Genomic DNA, 14,982 nt, shown 5'->3' on the forward strand with positions numbered 1-14,982 from the left:
TCAGGACGCCTCCTGCAGCGCTTCGCGAAAGAGATAACAGGCACTATCGCGGGGGATTTCCTCGCGCGGCAGCGGGGTCTCGACCTGCGCAGGAGTCGGCCCGATCTTCGCAGCGCGTTCCTTGAGTTTGTCCAGATCGAAATTGTAGAGCTTCGCCGCGTTCAGGCCCAGTAGTTTGCGGCGGCGCGAATCGGTCATGGCGCCGAAGGTGAGTCGCAACGATTGCAGATTGTAAGGGAAGGTTCCTTCGTAATGTGGATAGTCATTGCCCCACAGCACATGGTCTTCGCCGATCTCTTCGATTCCGGCGAGGTCGGCTTTACTCGGGAAGCTCGCGCCGTAATAGCAACTGCGTTTCGCATACTCACTTGGCGGTTCCTTGAGCGGCGACTCCATTCCCTTGTAGTTCATTTCGCCGAGCGCGCCCGACTTGATGGCGTAATACGCGCGGTCCATCTGCTTGAGGATCGCCGGCACCCAGTAACATCCTGACTCAGTCAGTATATGCTTCAGTTTCGGAAACTTCTCGAATACTCCGGCCATCAGCAGATGCCGATAGCCGGCCTGACCGTAGTAGGCGACATCCTGGATCCAAATCGATTCGGCGACGACGCCCTCGCCGTAGTTCGGCAGGCCTTGTCCCGTATGCTGATTCAGCACGAGGCCATGATCCTGGATTGCCGCGAACACTCGATCCCACGCAGGATCATAAAGCGGCTTCAGCCAGTGCGCGTCAGGCGGAATAAGCGGCAGCAGCACGCCGCCACGTAATCCCGACTTCGCGATGAACTCGATATCCTTGATCGCTTCGTCGAAGTCATTGGGCAGGATAAGTCCGATCCCGGCGCGGCGTACAGGATCCTCGGCGCAGAAATCCTTGAGCCACCGGTTGTGCGCACGGATACCTGCCTGGCACTGCTGATAATCTTCGGGCTTTGGCGGATGCGCCGTGACGATACTTTTGCGATAGAACGGCGGGACGGTGTTGGGAAATACCACTTCGCCGACTACGCCCTGACTGTCCTGATCCTTGTTGCGAATGCCGTAGTCCCAATTGCGCATCTTCTTGGAGCCGTAGTGCTCCTGCGAAGGGTTCTTATAACCGCCGCGCCAATCGTCGAACCGCTCGCGCCATTCCGGATCGAGATATTCGCGATAGCTCGCATGGCTCCCGCCCGCATGCGTGTCCGCAGTAATCAGGATGTAAGGCTCTTGAGACATTTGAACCTCCGTTGGATGGCTCAGGATCGACCCAGGATTCCAACTCGGTTATTACATCTTAGCGGTGTAACTTCTCAAACCTGCGATGTCTGGAATTTCGCCGTCACCAGTGCTATCCGACGGCGGGCTGGATCACACGAGTAAAGTCCCTGCCCGGCGGGGCGTTTTTTCATAGGACAGTTCAATCTCGAAGGCCGAAGAACCAAGAGATTCACTGCGCTTTCGTGGCTTTCGATTCCTGCATCGAAGTTGAATCGGCAACCGCGGAGCTCGGGCTTTCTATTTCGTCAGGCCTACGGAAAAGACATGAAGTGCATCGAATCTTCGCCATCGTCTTTCCATGTTCGAAGTATTTTTCATTTCTTCGAGACGGCCTTCCTGATGCTCGCCATCGTTGGTGCAGGATGTGCCAGCGCCGGGGTCAAGCCTGAGACCGTCGCAGATTCAGCAACCCAACCTCGACCGCAAATAATTTATGTACAGAACTTCGCTGTGGTCGCAGACGATGTGAAGGAAAGCCACGGCGTGGTGTCGGAAGCCGAGCGAAAGTTCTCGAGCACGCCCGATCAAGAGCGCGAGCTTGCAATCGGACATGCCGCGGCAAATGAACTGCCGGGTTCCGCGCTGCTGATGGGCGCGGGAGCGGCGGCCACCGGAGGTGTGACGATCGCCGGCGGTGCCGCAACAGGAGCGATCGCGGGCGGGAAAGCCTACCTCGGCCGATTTAACTATCTATCCGACAAGACGGCGGATCAGGTGAGCGCATATCTTTCGCACTACTTCGCCGCCCAGGGCTGGATCAGCTCCGACAAAGCACGTTCCGTCAAGCTCGCATCCGACTGAGTTCATCGCTCCGCAGGATAAAACTGGCGCAACACCTGGTTAAGGTATGTGCGCATTTCGCTGCGCGTCCTGTTCCCCGGTCTGACTAGCAAATGATGTATAACCGCGCCGCTAATTACATCCAGCAGTATCTCCGGGTCGCAATCCTTTCGCACGATACCCTGGTGGCGCGCCTCCTCGATCAATAGCGCCATTGCCGAACGCCGTGGCAACAAATAGTTGGTCCAATAGGTCGCCATCAGCTTCGGGCAACTCGGAACAGAGCCGATCAGTCGAGCCGCCAGTCTTCTGTATTCCGGGCGCGTGACGAGATCCGCGAGCGCATCGATCAGGGGCCCAGGTGATTTGCGCGACCTGGCTCGATTCGCTGCCTGGCGTTCTCCTTCGCCGCGCGCGGAGGCGATTGCCTGGGCAATGAGATCTTCTTTCGATGACCAGCGGCGATACAGCGTTGTTCGCGCAACACCCGCGTAGTCGGCGATTTGTTCGATACTTGCCGCATCTATCCCGCGCTCGATGAAGACCTGGAGCGCGGCTTGGCGAATCGCTCGATCAGCAGCGTCGCTACGCGGCCGCCCGCGTCCTCTTGCAGGCGAACTCACTTCCTTTTGTGTGGGTTTGACTAAGTGTTGAGCCACGGGATGCAAAGACTATCTAGAGGGGATGCCCAAAGAATCCTGTGTGGGCGCTGATACCGCCGTCCGCGACTACTATGCTTCCCGTCATGAAAGATGAATCGTCGCTGGCGAGAAACAGCACCACGCGAGCGATCTCATCCGGGTGGCCAAGCCGGCCAATCGGATGATGGTCTTCTAGTAGTTTTCGTCCTTCGTCTCCCAGCGCCCGGACCAGCGGCGGTGTCGCGACGCTGCCCGGACAGACGGCATTTACGCGAATATTCTTGCGAGCATACTCAATTGCTGCGGTGCGAGTGAGATTTATGACACCGGCTTTCGCTGCATTATACGCGCCCAACAAGAAGTCCGCTGCGAGGCCGGAGACCGACGCGGTATTGACGATCACTCCGCCGCCCTGCGCCACCATGTGCGGCAAGGCGAACCGCATCCCATAGAAAACTCCTGAGAGAGAAATAGTAATCGCGCGCTGCCAGGCCTCGAGCGGCATGTCGCCGATGGGGGCAACGGCGCCGGCAGTCGCGACGTTGTTGTGCAGGATGTCGATGCGGCCGAATTTCTCGAGCGTAAATCTGATCATTTCTTCAACCTCGGCCGAATCGCCGACGTTGGCCTTGTAAAAAAGCGCCGTGGTTCCAATCTCGTTTGCGACCCGACGGCCATTGATCTCATCGATATCGACGACGACGACGGTGGCGCCTTCGGCGGCAAACAGTTTGGCCGTAGCTTCGCCAATTCCCGATGCCGCGCCGGTTACTACGCTCACCTTGTTCTCGAGCTTGCGCATCGGCGCACCTTCACACGACTAAATTTCGCCAGTCCAACGCCTCGCCCTAATAACGCTACACTAGTGTAGCGTTATTAGTCAAGACCGCCGTGTATCTACACCGCACCGGGATAGAAGTCGTCGCGAATGGCGCGAGGTGGTTCTACGAACTGGTCTACAAATTCACTTGGGCATTTCCTTAGAAGGAACATCAGCCAGAAGGAAATTCAGGCCTTCGGACATCGTGGGATGCGTGAAGATCGCGTCGCGCAAGATGGTGAACGGCAAACGACCGGCCATCGCTGTCTGCACCGCGACCATCAATTCGCTTGCTTCGAAGCCGAAGGCCGTGAAGCCGAGAATCTCGTCGCTGTTCTTCGCGATCAGCATTTTAATGAAGCCGCGCGGTTCTGAGATCGTTCGCGTGCGCAGGATGTTGGCCATCGGCATTTTCGCCACGCGATATTCGATTCCGTCGCGGCGCGCTTCATTCTCGTTGCGGCCGACGCGCGCGAGCTCGGGGTCGGTGAACATGCAGAACGGGATGAGCCGATTCCTGGTGGATCGATCGGCGCCGTTCAGATTGCCGTAAACGATGCCGAAATCGTTTTCCGACACGTGCGTGAACATTGGACTACCCGCGCAGTCGCCCATCGCCCAGGTTTTCTCGCTGGTGGTCTCGAGGCGATCGTTGACCTTGATAAAGCCGTGCTCGCCCAGTTCAATTCCGGCGAGGTCGAGCCCGATTCCTTCGGTGTTGGCGAGACGTCCGGTCGCGACCAGGATGTCGGTGCCTTCGATCGTGCGCTGGCCGGGTCCGTCGGTCGTTTCGATCTTTACGCGCTCGCCGGAGCGTCCCTCGACCTTGCGAACTTCAGTGCCGAGCACTACTTCAATTCCCTCGCTGGTGAAGAGATCATTCAGCTCCGCGCCCACGTCGGCATCCTCATGACCCGCGAGCTGCGGGCCCGCTTCGATCACGGTGACCTTCGCTCCGATGCGGCGAATCGCCTGCGCCAGTTCGAGCCCGACGTAGCCGCCGCCCATCACGATGAGATGCTCAGGCAGGCGCTCGAGGTTGAGCGCTTCGACGTGAGTCATCGGCTTCGCCTGCGCCAGTCCCTGGACGGGCGGAATGGCGGCACGCGTGCCGAGGTCGAGGAAGACGCGATCGCCGGCGATGGTCCGCTTGCCGCCGCTATTGAGATCGATCTCGACGGTGCGCGGTGCGATGAAACGCGCACTGCCCATGATGAGCTCAGCGCCGCTCGCCTTGGTGCGATCGACATGCATCTGGTGGAGCCCCTCGACCATCAGGCGCTTGCGATGCTGGACGGCCGCCATATTGACGTGCAGGCCCTCGGTCTCGAGTCCGAATTCGGCGCCGCGTTTGGCGAGCGAGATGACGCGCGCGGAATAGATGATGTTCTTGCTCGGAAGACATGCGACGTTCGGGCATGCGCCGCCGAGCGCGCCGCGCTCGACGAGCGCGGTTTGGCGTCCAGCCGCACCCAATGACCAGGCGGTGAGCTTGCCCGCTCCCCCGCTACCGATGACGAGATTCTCATACCTTTCAATATTCGGCATAATTTCGCCTCCGAAAAGAAAAATGCATAGTTGGCAGGGAACTCGTGAGACAGGTTCCCGTGACGCACTCAGCAAGCGCCGTTCCCTCTCGATCCAGCGTGGCGCTCTGTCGATTAGCTTACTTTTGGTGGGTGAAGGCCGCGCTATATCGCGGACGATCGTAAATTCGCGAACCATCGTAAGAAATCTCCGCCTCGACGCGTGAGGCCTGATGACTTCTCATGCTCATTCGCACGATCATTTCCGGCCGCCGGCGGATGGCACGACGCTCGCAACGTCCTCGCTGATCGCCCTGGCACTCGCAGCTATCGACGGACGAAAGGATGAAGCGGCTTTAGGCCGCAGAGGGATGACAGGTGGTATTGAAGATTGAACGACTTGAGAGCGCCGATGACGTCGTGCTCGTCCTCAGCGGCAAGGTGGAAACGGTACATCTCGGCGAACTTCAGTCTCAATTTGCCACGCGGAGCAAGCGCACCGTCCTCGACATGAAGGACGTAACACTCGTCGAGCGCGACGTCGTCGATACGCTCGCGCGATGGGAAGGGCGGGGGATCGAGCTGCGCAACTGTCCACCGTACGTGCGCGAATGGCTCGATGAACGCAGCCGCAGTTAGAAGCCTGAGCACGCCTGCTAGCCATTCTTCAACAATGCCTTTGCGTCAATCAGATCGGGGGTTTCGAGTCCTTCGGTGAACCATCGATAGACCTCTTCCAGTCGGCGGCGGCCGTGACGTGGTTTGGATTGTTGCCCGAACAAGCGACACAGGCTGGTGGCGGCGCGCAGCTCTAATGATCTTGCGCCGTTCTCTTTCGCGCGATCGATGGCGGTCAGGAAGCATTGCTCAGCCTGATCGAATTCCTTGGCCCGTCTTTTACCCGCTTTCTTGGCGTCAAGCTTTTGCAAGAGCAGCTCTCCCTTCAGCCGATGAAGCTCAGGTGCCCACATACCTTCATGATATTTCTGCACGTGCTCGAGGCCCTGGTTTACGGCGCTCAGGCCTCTGGATGTTTTCTTCGCGCACAAACATGCGTCGGCAAGTTTTGCGATCGAGCCGCCCGCGCCTACCGAGCCGAGTTGCGTGCCGAGCGCGGCCTCGATCTCCTTGATTCCGTCGGCGGACTTTTTGCTCATCGCCAGAGCCCATCCGCGCTCCAGCGACGCCTGGGCGCGCCACAAAGCGAAACCGTGCTCCTGGCATATCGCGATCGTTGAACTGGACTCGCGCAGCGTACCTGGAATGTCGCGCAGAAATCTCATCAGATTGGCAAGGAAGTAATGAGCCAGCGCGACTGAGTAAGGTTCGCCAATCTCAGTTGCTATTCTAACTCCCTCCTGGGAACGGGCCAGAGCCTGGTCCGGATAGCCTTGCATCCAAAGGACAATTGCCAGAACCGATGAGGAAAAGACCCTGGGATCTTCTGCATATGCAAAACTATGCGATTGAGTACTGCTTTGATTGAATATTGAAATACTTTTTTCCAGAGAATCTCGCGCCTCGGCGCAGCGGCCGAGGAAGAAAGAACTCAGTCCGCGTAGTCGTTTTGCCTCAGCCTCGAATATCGGCTCGCGGTGCCGGCCGGCGATATCGTCCATCCGATCGCAAAAGTCGAGACTGCCCGGAAAATCCGCGCGGCCGATCTGCAGCGAAACCAATAACCGCAGCGTGGCGAAAGCCTGGGGCGCATCTGCCACTCTTTGATTGAGTGCCGTGGCCCGGCGCAGAGCCGCGTCGATCTCATCGCTGTCCAGACCTTCGAGCTTGGTCAGCGATGTTGCCAGCCCAACTTGCAAACGAAGCTCCAGATCGTCGCGCGCCTCTGAGGCCGGCGCATTCTGGAGCAGCTTGATTCCCCGGCGGAACTGCTCGACGGCCTCGCTGTCGGCAAAGATCTCTGAACAGCGCTCTGCCGCCACCAGGCAATGCTTAGCCGCCTGCTGCGGAAGGCCAGCCTGCTCGAAATAAAAGGCGATCTGGCCAGATACCTCTTTAACGAACCTGTCGTCGCCAGATGCCAGATGCTCGGCGATACGCTGGCACCAGAGGACGCGGCGGGCAAATGAGGTTCGGGCCAGCGCGGCGCTGCGATAGAGATCGTGACGAAAAGTGAATTGCGCACCAGCGCCGGTTGGCTGCTCGGGTGACGCCGCGGCGAGAAACTGGGAGCGCCGCACCAGATCGTTGCAGCAATCCTCGACGTCGGCGGTCTCGATTTCGAGCGCCGCGGCGATGAGGTCGGCGGTGAATTCGATGCCCGTAACGGCAGCCGCTTCGATCACCGAACGCTCGCGCGCTGAGAGCCGTTCGAAGCGCGCCTCGATTAGCTTGCGCAGACTCTCCGGCCGCTTCGTCCCGACCTCGTCCAGGTCGCCGCCAAGGCGCCATTGCCCGTCGACGTTCATGATCGCGTTCTGATGCATCAGGTCGTCGATCAGAGTCGTCATGAAGAGCGGATTGCCGGCGGAATTGGCGTGAATCATCTGGGCCATCCGCTCGGGAAATCCGTTGCCCACGAAGCGCTGATCCAGAAAGCGCCGCACCTCGTCGACGTTGAGGCCATAGGGCCAAAGCTCGCGGGACAAACGATGCGCCTGCAGCTCCTGCGCGATCGTCCTGAGCGGATGCGAGGAAACGATAACCTCGGCGGGCCGATAAGTTCCGATGACCATCAGACGCGCGGGCTCTCGCCGATGTGCGATCGCCGATAGCAAATCGAGCGTCGAATTATCGCTCCACTGCAGATCTTCGAGCACGAGGATCAGCGGCATCTCGGCGGCGATCACCTCCAGCGCTTCGCAGAGCTCACGGAGCATCCCAGCCTGCGTGCGATCCTGAACGTTCGGCGCGCTCGCCGCGTGCTGACTGGCGTCAATTCGCGGCAACTGGCTTAGCCATACGGGAGCATGACGACTGAGCACGCGAATGACGCTCGTAGCGCGGGGGCCGCGGCACAGGCTCTCGAGCGCGTCGAAGATCGGCAGATACGAATCGCGGATGCCGTATTGCTCGACACATTGACCCAAGGTCGCGATGACCGAGGATTGCGCAGTGGCGCGCGTGACGAACTCGCCGACCAGCGCGCTTTTGCCGATCCCGGGCTCGCCCGCAATCAGAACCACCTGACGCTGGCCATTGAGACTCTCGCGCAGGAAATCCGCGAGCGCGCGCGTTTCGTGATCGCGCCCAACCAGCGCGCTGACAGGTGTGGAATCGCGGCCGCTCGGCAACGCCCCTTGGGCGTTCTCGAATGAATCGAAATCAACCTCGGGCAGGAAGCGAAAGCCAAGGCGCTGTTGTGTCGCGATGAATTTTGGATTCGCCGCGTCGTCGCCGAGCGCGCGGCGGATGTCGCGCAAATAGCCCCGCAGCAGACCGTTTCCGACCGCGACTCCCGGCCACACCGCGCTCAACAACTCGGCGTGGGTAACCAGGCGCTGCGGATTTTCCGCGAGGTACTGCAGGACCGCAAAGGTTTTTGGCGGCAGGGGGATCACCACGGAAGCGCGCCGCAATTGCTGATTTGCGCGATCGAGCGTGAACGCTCGGAACCTAAGATCGGGCTGCGATTTCATTGGCGGTCGCCATTTTCGCTACACACGAAACTCCACGGAAACTCCACGCCGTCTCCACGCCGAATTGCTTTACGCTGCTGCGATCGAGCGTTAGCCATAGATGCGTGCAAGAAGAAGAGTCCCTGGAGAACCGTAGACTCTCAAGAAGCAGCTTCGCCCATGATTTGAGCGATCGCCAGAGCGCTATGAACCTCGATCCGAGCGTTTCGAGCCCCGATTTCCGCCTCATGATTGACATGGTACCGGCGCTCATGTGGTCGTGCCTGAGCGACGGCTCCGTCGAATACATGAACAAACGCTGGCTCGATTTCACTGGCCTTAAGCTGCACGAGGCCGTCGGATGGGGATGGACGAGCACGTTGCATCCGGATGACGTGGAAGGTCTGACGCAGGTTTGGCAGGAGATCATCAGCACCGGACGTGCAGGTGAGGCCGAGGCGCGTCTGCGAAGCTCGGGCGGCGAATATCGATGGTTCCTGATGCGCGCGGAACCTTATCGCGACGAGCACGGCACCGTTGTCCGATGGTTTGGCACCAACACCGACATCGAGGATCTCAAACGCGCTGAGCGCGAGGTCCGCGACTTGATCGATTTCACGCCACAGCAGATCGGGATCATGTCGCCAGCGGGACGGCGCCTCTACGCAAATCGATTCGCGCTCGAGTACGCCGGAATCACTTTGGAGGAATATCGATCGCCCGGTTACATGCGGCGGTTCGCCCATCCTGACGATCTGGAGGCGATCAACAGTCGCGGTCCGATTCTGCGCGGCGAGAGCTACGAGTTCGAAATCCGCCTGCGCCGCAAAGATGGGGCTTTTCGCTGGCACCTGTTCCGCTCATTTCCGCTTCGTGACAGCAGCGGCCGCATCCTGCGCTGGTATTCGTCGGGAATCGAAATCGAAGATCGCAAGCAGCTCGAGCAGCGGCTGCAAAACGAGAACACTGCGCTGCGCGAGGAAATCGACACGATTTCGATGTTCGAAGAGATCATCGGCGATTCGGCGGCGCTGCAGGCGACATTGTCACGCGTCTCGAAGGTTGCGCCGACCGAGTCGTCGATCCTGGTCACGGGCGAGACGGGCACGGGCAAGGAGCTGATTGCCCGCGCGATTCACAAGCGCTCAGCGCGCTCGAAGGGCCCGTTCGTCAGCGTGAACTGCGCGGCGATTCCGCAGGCGCTGATCGCATCGGAGCTCTTCGGCCACGAGCGAGGAGCTTTCACAGGAGCGCTGCAGAAGCGGCTCGGGCGTTTCGAGATGGCCGCTGGCGGCACGATTTTTCTCGATGAAATCGGCGAACTGCCGATGGAAACGCAGGTCGCGTTATTGCGCGTCCTGCAGGAGCGGGAATTCGAGCGGCTCGGGGGCAGTCACACCATCGCGCTTGACGTGCGCGTGATCGCGGCTACGAATCGCGATCTGAAGGCAGCGATCGCCGAGGGCATTTTTCGCAGTGATCTCTTCTACCGGCTCAACGTGTTCCCGATCGAAGTCCCGCCGCTGCGACAACGTCCCGAGGACATCGCGATGCTGGTGCGATACTTCGTCGATCGGTACGCGGCGGCCTCGGGCAAGCGAATTACAAACATCAGCCAAGCCAGCATGGATCATCTGCGCTCCTATCCGTGGCCGGGCAATGTCCGCGAGCTTCAGAACGTGATCGAGCGCTCGGTCATCATCTGTGAGACGGAAACGTTCTCGGTTGATCCGAGCTGGCTGTTGCGAAATCGCGTTCAGATCGCAACGCCCGCGATGCCACTTGCGCAAGCGATGGAAACCCAGGAGCGGGTGAGAATCGAAGCCGCGCTGGCAGAATCGCGTGGCCGTGTCTCCGGTCCGTCGGGCGCCGCCGTCAAGCTCGGCATCAGGCCGTCCACGCTCGAGTCGAAGATCAAGGCGCTCAACATCAACAAGATCGCGTTTAAGATCGCCGACCAACACGCAGGATTACGACGGGCTTAGGGCGCTCGAGATTTTCGAGAACGCGCCGCCTGGCGCGATCAATCCGCGGAGAGCTTGCGCTCCTGGGCGCTTTCGTCGATTCCGGTCCGGCCAATCAGGGTTGCAATCGCCGCGCTCAGCTCGGTTGCGTCGGTCGGCTTGGCGAGATGGATCTGATAGCCGGCGAGCAAGGCCCGGCGCCGATCCTCCGGACGGGCCAGAGCAGTCAGCGCGATAGCAGGCAGCGCCTGGTGGGTGAACCCACGCGCGCGAACCTCGCGAATCAGATCGTAGCCATCGCGCCCCGGCATCCCGATGTCGCTCACCAGCACGTCCGGACTGAAGCGTGTCAGCTCGTCCAGCGCCGTATCGACATCATTGGCAGTGGCCAGCTGGGCGCCGTGTGATTCCAGGATCTGGCTCATTGCCGCGGCAGCATCGACGTCGTCATCAACGACGAGTATTCGCACGCCGTCCAGACGCGCCAGCTCAGTCTCGTGACGCTGCGTCGGAGCGCGAGCCTCAGCCTCTGAATCGCGATCCACGATCTCATTGGGCAAGACGACGGTAAAGGTTGCGCCTTTGCCGGGCCCGGCGCTGTAGGCACGCGCCGTCCCACCGTGCATCTCGACGAGGTGCTTGACGATTGCGAGCCCCAGACCCAGGCCGCCGTGGGTCCGATTCGCGCTGACATCGCCTTGGCGAAATCGCTCGAACAGGTGCGGCAGCAGCTCGGGTTTGATTCCCTGGCCGGTGTCGCTGACCGTTATCTCGACCTCGCCGGCGACACGCTTGAGAGCGACTGAAATCTCACCGCCTTGCGGTGTGAATTTGATCGCGTTGTTGACCAGGTTCCAGATAACCTGATGCAGTCGGCCGGGGTCGCCGGAAATTGTCGCCGCGTTGCGATCGATCAAGGTCTTGAGTTTGAGTCCCTTGGCCTCGAGTGCGGGAGCGAGGATTTCCAATGCGGATCGAATGGTCGCAGCCAGATCGATCGGCTCGACGTCCAGGCGCAGTTTCCCCGACATGATCCGCGACACGTCGAGCAGGTCGGAAATCAGGCGCGCCTGAAGCTGGGTGTTGCGCTCAATCGCGGCGAGGCCCCGTTCGACCTTTTCCGGATCGCCGACGCTCTGCCGAAGAGCTTGGGTCCGTAGCAGGATCGCGTTGAGCGGGGTGCGCAGCTCGTGCGACAGGGTGCCGAGAAATTCGTCTTTCAGGCGATTGGCGCGCTCCGCTTCAGACCGGGCTTTGCGCTCGCTCGCGAGCAGCTCATCGCGCTGTAGCTCGAGCCTCACCCGCTCCGTGATATCGGTAACGATCGCCATCCGCACGCCGGGAAACGAGTGCGCCGAGATGTTCCAATCAAGATGTACCAGGTCGCCGCTATCGTCTTTGCGTAACGGGAAGATGCCTTGCCAGAAACCCTTGGCCTCGAGGGTGCGCGAAATCTCGGCGAGGTTGACGTGCGATTCGGGGTCGGTGAATGCTGACAGTGGCTGGCGGATAATCTCCTCGCGGTTGCGCGCGAGCACACGACAGACCTTCGGATTGACGTCCAGAAAAGTCATATCCTCGTCGAGCAGCAGGATGCCGCCGGAGGCATTGTCGAAGACGGCTCTGAACTTGGCCTCGCTGGTGCGCAAATCGTCTTCGGCGCGCCGCGCGCGCAGAAAGGCGTTGACCGTCGCGATGAGCACGGGAGGCTCGACAGGATGCGTGAGATAGCCGTCGCCGCCGGCATCGAGACCGCGGGCTTTGTCGATTTCAGTGACAAAGGTTGCCGAGAGATGAATGATCGGCAGGCGCGCGGTGCGCGGATCGTTGCGCAGGTGACGGCTGATGTCGAAGCCGTGCATGTCGGGCAGGTTGACATCGAGCAGCATCAGGTCCGCGCCTTCGTTGGCGAATCCAAGCGCGGCTTCTCCGGTCATCCCTTCCCGCACCTCGAAGCCGGCCGAGCGCAGGACGCGTGAAGTGGAGTAAAGGGTCGCGGGGTTATCGTCGATAATCGCGATCCGCGGGGTGGGGGTATCGGGCATTAGCTGGTCTCTGCGCCCGTTGGGCCGTTCTGCCACCTAACTCCTTTCGTTTGGCGACGGATCAGTCGGGCGAAATTCTATCGGTATGATAACCGAGAATGTTGAACCACGTCCAATTTCGCTGTCCAGTTCAACGTGGCCACCGAGCATCTCTGCAAGCCGTTTGCTGAGCGCCAGCCCCAGGCCGGTACCGTGGACGCGATGCTGGATGGCAGAGTTGACCTGCACAAAGTCCTCGAAAACCGCCTTATGATATTCCTTGGCGATTCCAATGCCGGTATCGGCGACCGCGAAGCGTACGAAACCTGGCTCTTCTTGATGTGCGGAAACCCGGACTTCACCCTTGGGCGTGAATTTCAGGGCATTGGAAATAAAATTCCTGAGTATTTGCGATAGCTTTTTGTCATCGGTGTAAATCCGCGGAATGTCGACGGCCTCTTCGAATATCAACGTGACGTTGTCATTGGTCAGGATGGGCTTGAACATGCCGCGCAATGTCGAGAACAAATCGACCAGCTCGAACCATTCCGGCGAGATCGAGATGCGGCCGGCGTCGATCTTCGCCAGGTCAAGCAGATCGTTGACCATGTTCGACAGCTCTTCCGCGCCCTTTTGGATGAACCGGAGCTGGACTTCCTGCTCTTCGGTTAATGGACCGTCGAGCTTGTCGAGGAGGATTCGGACGACACTGCGGATTGAGCCGAGGGGCGTCCGAAACTCATGGCTCATGTAGGAAAGAAAACGGCTTTTCAGTTCCGATACTTCGCGGAGCTGCACCGACCGATCATCGAGTTCCGCGTAGAGGGCCACGACGCCGCTGTTGGTTTCGGCGAGTTCATCGGTGAGCGACTCGACCTGTGCGATCCGCGTGGCAAGCTCAGCCTGCAGCGCCTGGCACTGCTCGCGGAGCGCGGCCAAATCGCTGCGACCGTCGTTATGTTCGCGTTCGTTCATCGAGTCGAATTGAGTCTTGCTACCAGCACCGTGGCGTCGTCGCGTCCCCGCTTTGCGTCGCGATATAGCACACCCGCGATTGTTGCCACATCGGCCTGAGCCAGCCCCGGGTAGTCTTCGAGATTCCAGCGCTCGCTGAGACCGTCCGAATGCATGATTAATAGCTCGTCAGGACTCAACTGATAGTCGAATTGTCGCACCTTGCGGATTTGTGCTCCGACGATTCCGTCGAGCGAAATCAGCGATCGGGTTTTGCGGCTGCGAGCGTCAGCCAGTCGCCCGACTATATTACCAACCCCGGCATATTGAAGAGTATTTCGTTCCAAATCGACCCTGGCGAAGGCCGCGGCCGCGCCCCTTGAACCCTGTATCACCAGGTGCGTGCTCTCCAGATATTCCTGCGGCGTAATCGAGTGCCGCTCGTCGAAGATGTCGATTGCTCGCGAGGCGGCTTCGGCGGCGAGGGGACCGTGGCCCAATCCATCGATCACTACCGCTCCAAAATGGTTCCCGAGGCGGCTTATCTGCCAGGCGTCGCCGCTTATATGCTCTCCCGGCTTCGGCACGCAGATCGCCGAGACATGGGCGCGCGCAGAACCTTCTTTGCGGCCACGCGTGAAGATTCTCGACATCACAACCGTGCCGGATGGTTGCCGTGAATAGATATCGAATTCCGTGGACAAACGCTTAACCGCACCGAGGCCGCATCCGCGCGTCCCGGCGCGCGAGTATCCATCGTCGAGCGCGCGCTTCACGTCGGCAATCCCGGGGCCGCGATCGGTCGCTATTATTTCAACGGCCGAACCTGTCGGCGTGGGCGTTAAATGAATCAGGATTTCGCCGTCCTTGGCGTGGAGTAGAAGGTTGGTCGCGAGCTCGGTTACGATCAGCGGGACGTTGTTGCGAAGCGATTCCTTGAGACCTGCTCCCGCGGCGATTTTTGTCGAGACGCGCCGCGCATCGCCGATCGCGCTCTGCTCGTCAATCCGGATGACGACCGTAGAGCGAGCCGCGGTATGCGTGTGAGACGCTACTTCCATTTCGTAACTACCACCGTCGTCCCCTCTCCAACCTCCGTTGTTATATGGAAATCGTTGACCAGGCGCTTGGCGCCCGGCAATCCCATCCCGAGCCCGGAGCCCGAGGTCCAGCCGTCCTTCATCGCGAGTTCGAGATCCGCGATCCCGGGCCCCCTATCAGCGACCGTGAGCCTGAGGCCCTTCTTGCCGTTGTCCGAGACGCGCTCCCATTGGAGCTCTCCGCCGCCGCCATAGCTGATTGCGTTGCGGGCAAGCTCGCTAATCGCGGTGACCAGCTTGGTCTGATCCACGATTCCGAAACCTGTCTCCTGGGCCAGTTTTCGAACTGTTTGTCGAGCCAGAACCACGTCCTGACTGGTAACGATCGGCATCGA

12 protein-coding genes are annotated in these 14,982 nt (G+C 60.0%); 3 read left to right on the forward strand and 9 right to left on the reverse strand.

Going from position 1 to position 14,982, the window contains the following annotated elements:
* The gene (locus VMA09_04965; protein ID HUA32933.1) at positions 1–1,221 is read right to left on the reverse strand and encodes an amidohydrolase family protein; all 1,221 of its coding nucleotides are present in this window, start codon (positions 1,219–1,221) and stop codon (positions 1–3) included.
* A 492-nt stretch (positions 1,222–1,713) separates the two neighbouring features.
* On the opposite strand from VMA09_04965, the gene VMA09_04970 reads away from it, so the two are divergent.
* Complete coding sequence (locus tag VMA09_04970; protein ID HUA32934.1) at positions 1,714–2,064, forward strand: hypothetical protein; 351 nt, start codon at positions 1,714–1,716, stop codon at positions 2,062–2,064.
* 2 nt (positions 2,065–2,066) lie between these two features.
* Here VMA09_04970 and VMA09_04975 read toward each other — a convergent pair whose 3' ends face one another.
* The 3 genes from VMA09_04975 to VMA09_04985 all read right to left on the reverse strand — a co-directional run bounded on the left by VMA09_04975 (position 2,067) and on the right by VMA09_04985 (position 5,052).
* On the reverse strand, positions 2,067–2,702 hold the full coding sequence (locus tag VMA09_04975) for a TetR/AcrR family transcriptional regulator (protein ID HUA32935.1): 636 nt from the start codon (positions 2,700–2,702) through the stop codon (positions 2,067–2,069).
* 16 nt (positions 2,703–2,718) lie between these two features.
* Complete coding sequence (locus VMA09_04980; GenBank protein HUA32936.1) at positions 2,719–3,486, reverse strand: glucose 1-dehydrogenase; 768 nt, start codon at positions 3,484–3,486, stop codon at positions 2,719–2,721.
* Positions 3,487–3,648: 162 nt separating this feature from the next.
* Positions 3,649–5,052, reverse strand: a complete 1,404-nt coding sequence (locus tag VMA09_04985) for an FAD-dependent oxidoreductase (GenBank protein ID HUA32937.1) — start codon at positions 5,050–5,052, stop codon at positions 3,649–3,651.
* Between the two features lie 362 nt (positions 5,053–5,414).
* On the opposite strand from VMA09_04985, the gene VMA09_04990 reads away from it, so the two are divergent.
* Positions 5,415–5,669: a hypothetical protein gene (locus VMA09_04990; protein HUA32938.1), complete on the forward strand. Its 255-nt coding sequence runs from the start codon at positions 5,415–5,417 to the stop codon at positions 5,667–5,669.
* A gap of 17 nt (positions 5,670–5,686) precedes the next feature.
* Here the strand turns inward: VMA09_04990 and VMA09_04995 are convergent, their stop codons facing one another.
* Positions 5,687–8,626, reverse strand: coding sequence for an AAA family ATPase (locus tag VMA09_04995; GenBank protein HUA32939.1), 2,940 nt, complete (start codon positions 8,624–8,626; stop codon positions 5,687–5,689).
* 227 nt (positions 8,627–8,853) lie between these two features.
* On the opposite strand from VMA09_04995, the gene VMA09_05000 reads away from it, so the two are divergent.
* Positions 8,854–10,590: a sigma 54-interacting transcriptional regulator gene (locus tag VMA09_05000; protein ID HUA32940.1), complete on the forward strand. Its 1,737-nt coding sequence runs from the start codon at positions 8,854–8,856 to the stop codon at positions 10,588–10,590.
* Positions 10,591–10,628: 38 nt separating this feature from the next.
* Here VMA09_05000 and VMA09_05005 read toward each other — a convergent pair whose 3' ends face one another.
* From VMA09_05005 to VMA09_05020, 4 genes are read right to left on the reverse strand one after another with little or no spacing between them, the layout of a single operon-like run.
* Positions 10,629–12,614: a response regulator gene (locus tag VMA09_05005; protein ID HUA32941.1), complete on the reverse strand. Its 1,986-nt coding sequence runs from the start codon at positions 12,612–12,614 to the stop codon at positions 10,629–10,631.
* Between the two features lie 36 nt (positions 12,615–12,650).
* Positions 12,651–13,568 (reverse strand): ATP-binding protein, encoded by a 918-nt coding sequence (locus VMA09_05010; protein HUA32942.1) that lies wholly within the window; start codon positions 13,566–13,568, stop codon positions 12,651–12,653.
* Complete coding sequence (locus VMA09_05015) at positions 13,565–14,608, reverse strand: ATP-binding SpoIIE family protein phosphatase (GenBank protein HUA32943.1); 1,044 nt, start codon at positions 14,606–14,608, stop codon at positions 13,565–13,567. Before VMA09_05015 ends, VMA09_05010 begins: the two co-directional genes overlap by 4 nt.
* Complete coding sequence (locus tag VMA09_05020) at positions 14,599–14,979, reverse strand: anti-sigma regulatory factor (GenBank protein HUA32944.1); 381 nt, start codon at positions 14,977–14,979, stop codon at positions 14,599–14,601. Before VMA09_05020 ends, VMA09_05015 begins: the two co-directional genes overlap by 10 nt.
* Between the last annotated feature and the right edge of the window lie 3 nt (positions 14,980–14,982).

This window comes from Candidatus Binataceae bacterium, assembly GCA_035508495.1.
In the GTDB taxonomy this organism is placed as follows: domain Bacteria; phylum Desulfobacterota; class Binatia; order Binatales; family Binataceae; genus JASHPB01.

Excerpts from the sequence above, each read along its gene's own strand:
- VMA09_04965 (HUA32933.1), bottom strand. The coding sequence starts at position 1,221 with ATGTCTCAAGAGCCTTACATCCTGATTACTGCGGACACGCATGCGGGC.
- VMA09_05005 (HUA32941.1), bottom strand. The coding sequence starts at position 12,614 with ATGCCCGATACCCCCACCCCGCGGATCGCGATTATCGACGATAACCCC.
- VMA09_05010 (HUA32942.1), bottom strand. The coding sequence starts at position 13,568 with ATGAACGAACGCGAACATAACGACGGTCGCAGCGATTTGGCCGCGCTC.
- VMA09_04980 (HUA32936.1), bottom strand. The coding sequence starts at position 3,486 with ATGCGCAAGCTCGAGAACAAGGTGAGCGTAGTAACCGGCGCGGCATCG.
- VMA09_05020 (HUA32944.1), bottom strand. The coding sequence starts at position 14,979 with ATGCCGATCGTTACCAGTCAGGACGTGGTTCTGGCTCGACAAACAGTT.
- VMA09_05015 (HUA32943.1), bottom strand. The coding sequence starts at position 14,608 with ATGGAAGTAGCGTCTCACACGCATACCGCGGCTCGCTCTACGGTCGTC.
- VMA09_04995 (HUA32939.1), bottom strand. The coding sequence starts at position 8,626 with ATGAAATCGCAGCCCGATCTTAGGTTCCGAGCGTTCACGCTCGATCGC.
- VMA09_04985 (HUA32937.1), bottom strand. The coding sequence starts at position 5,052 with ATGCCGAATATTGAAAGGTATGAGAATCTCGTCATCGGTAGCGGGGGA.
- VMA09_05000 (HUA32940.1), top strand. The coding sequence starts at position 8,854 with ATGATTGACATGGTACCGGCGCTCATGTGGTCGTGCCTGAGCGACGGC.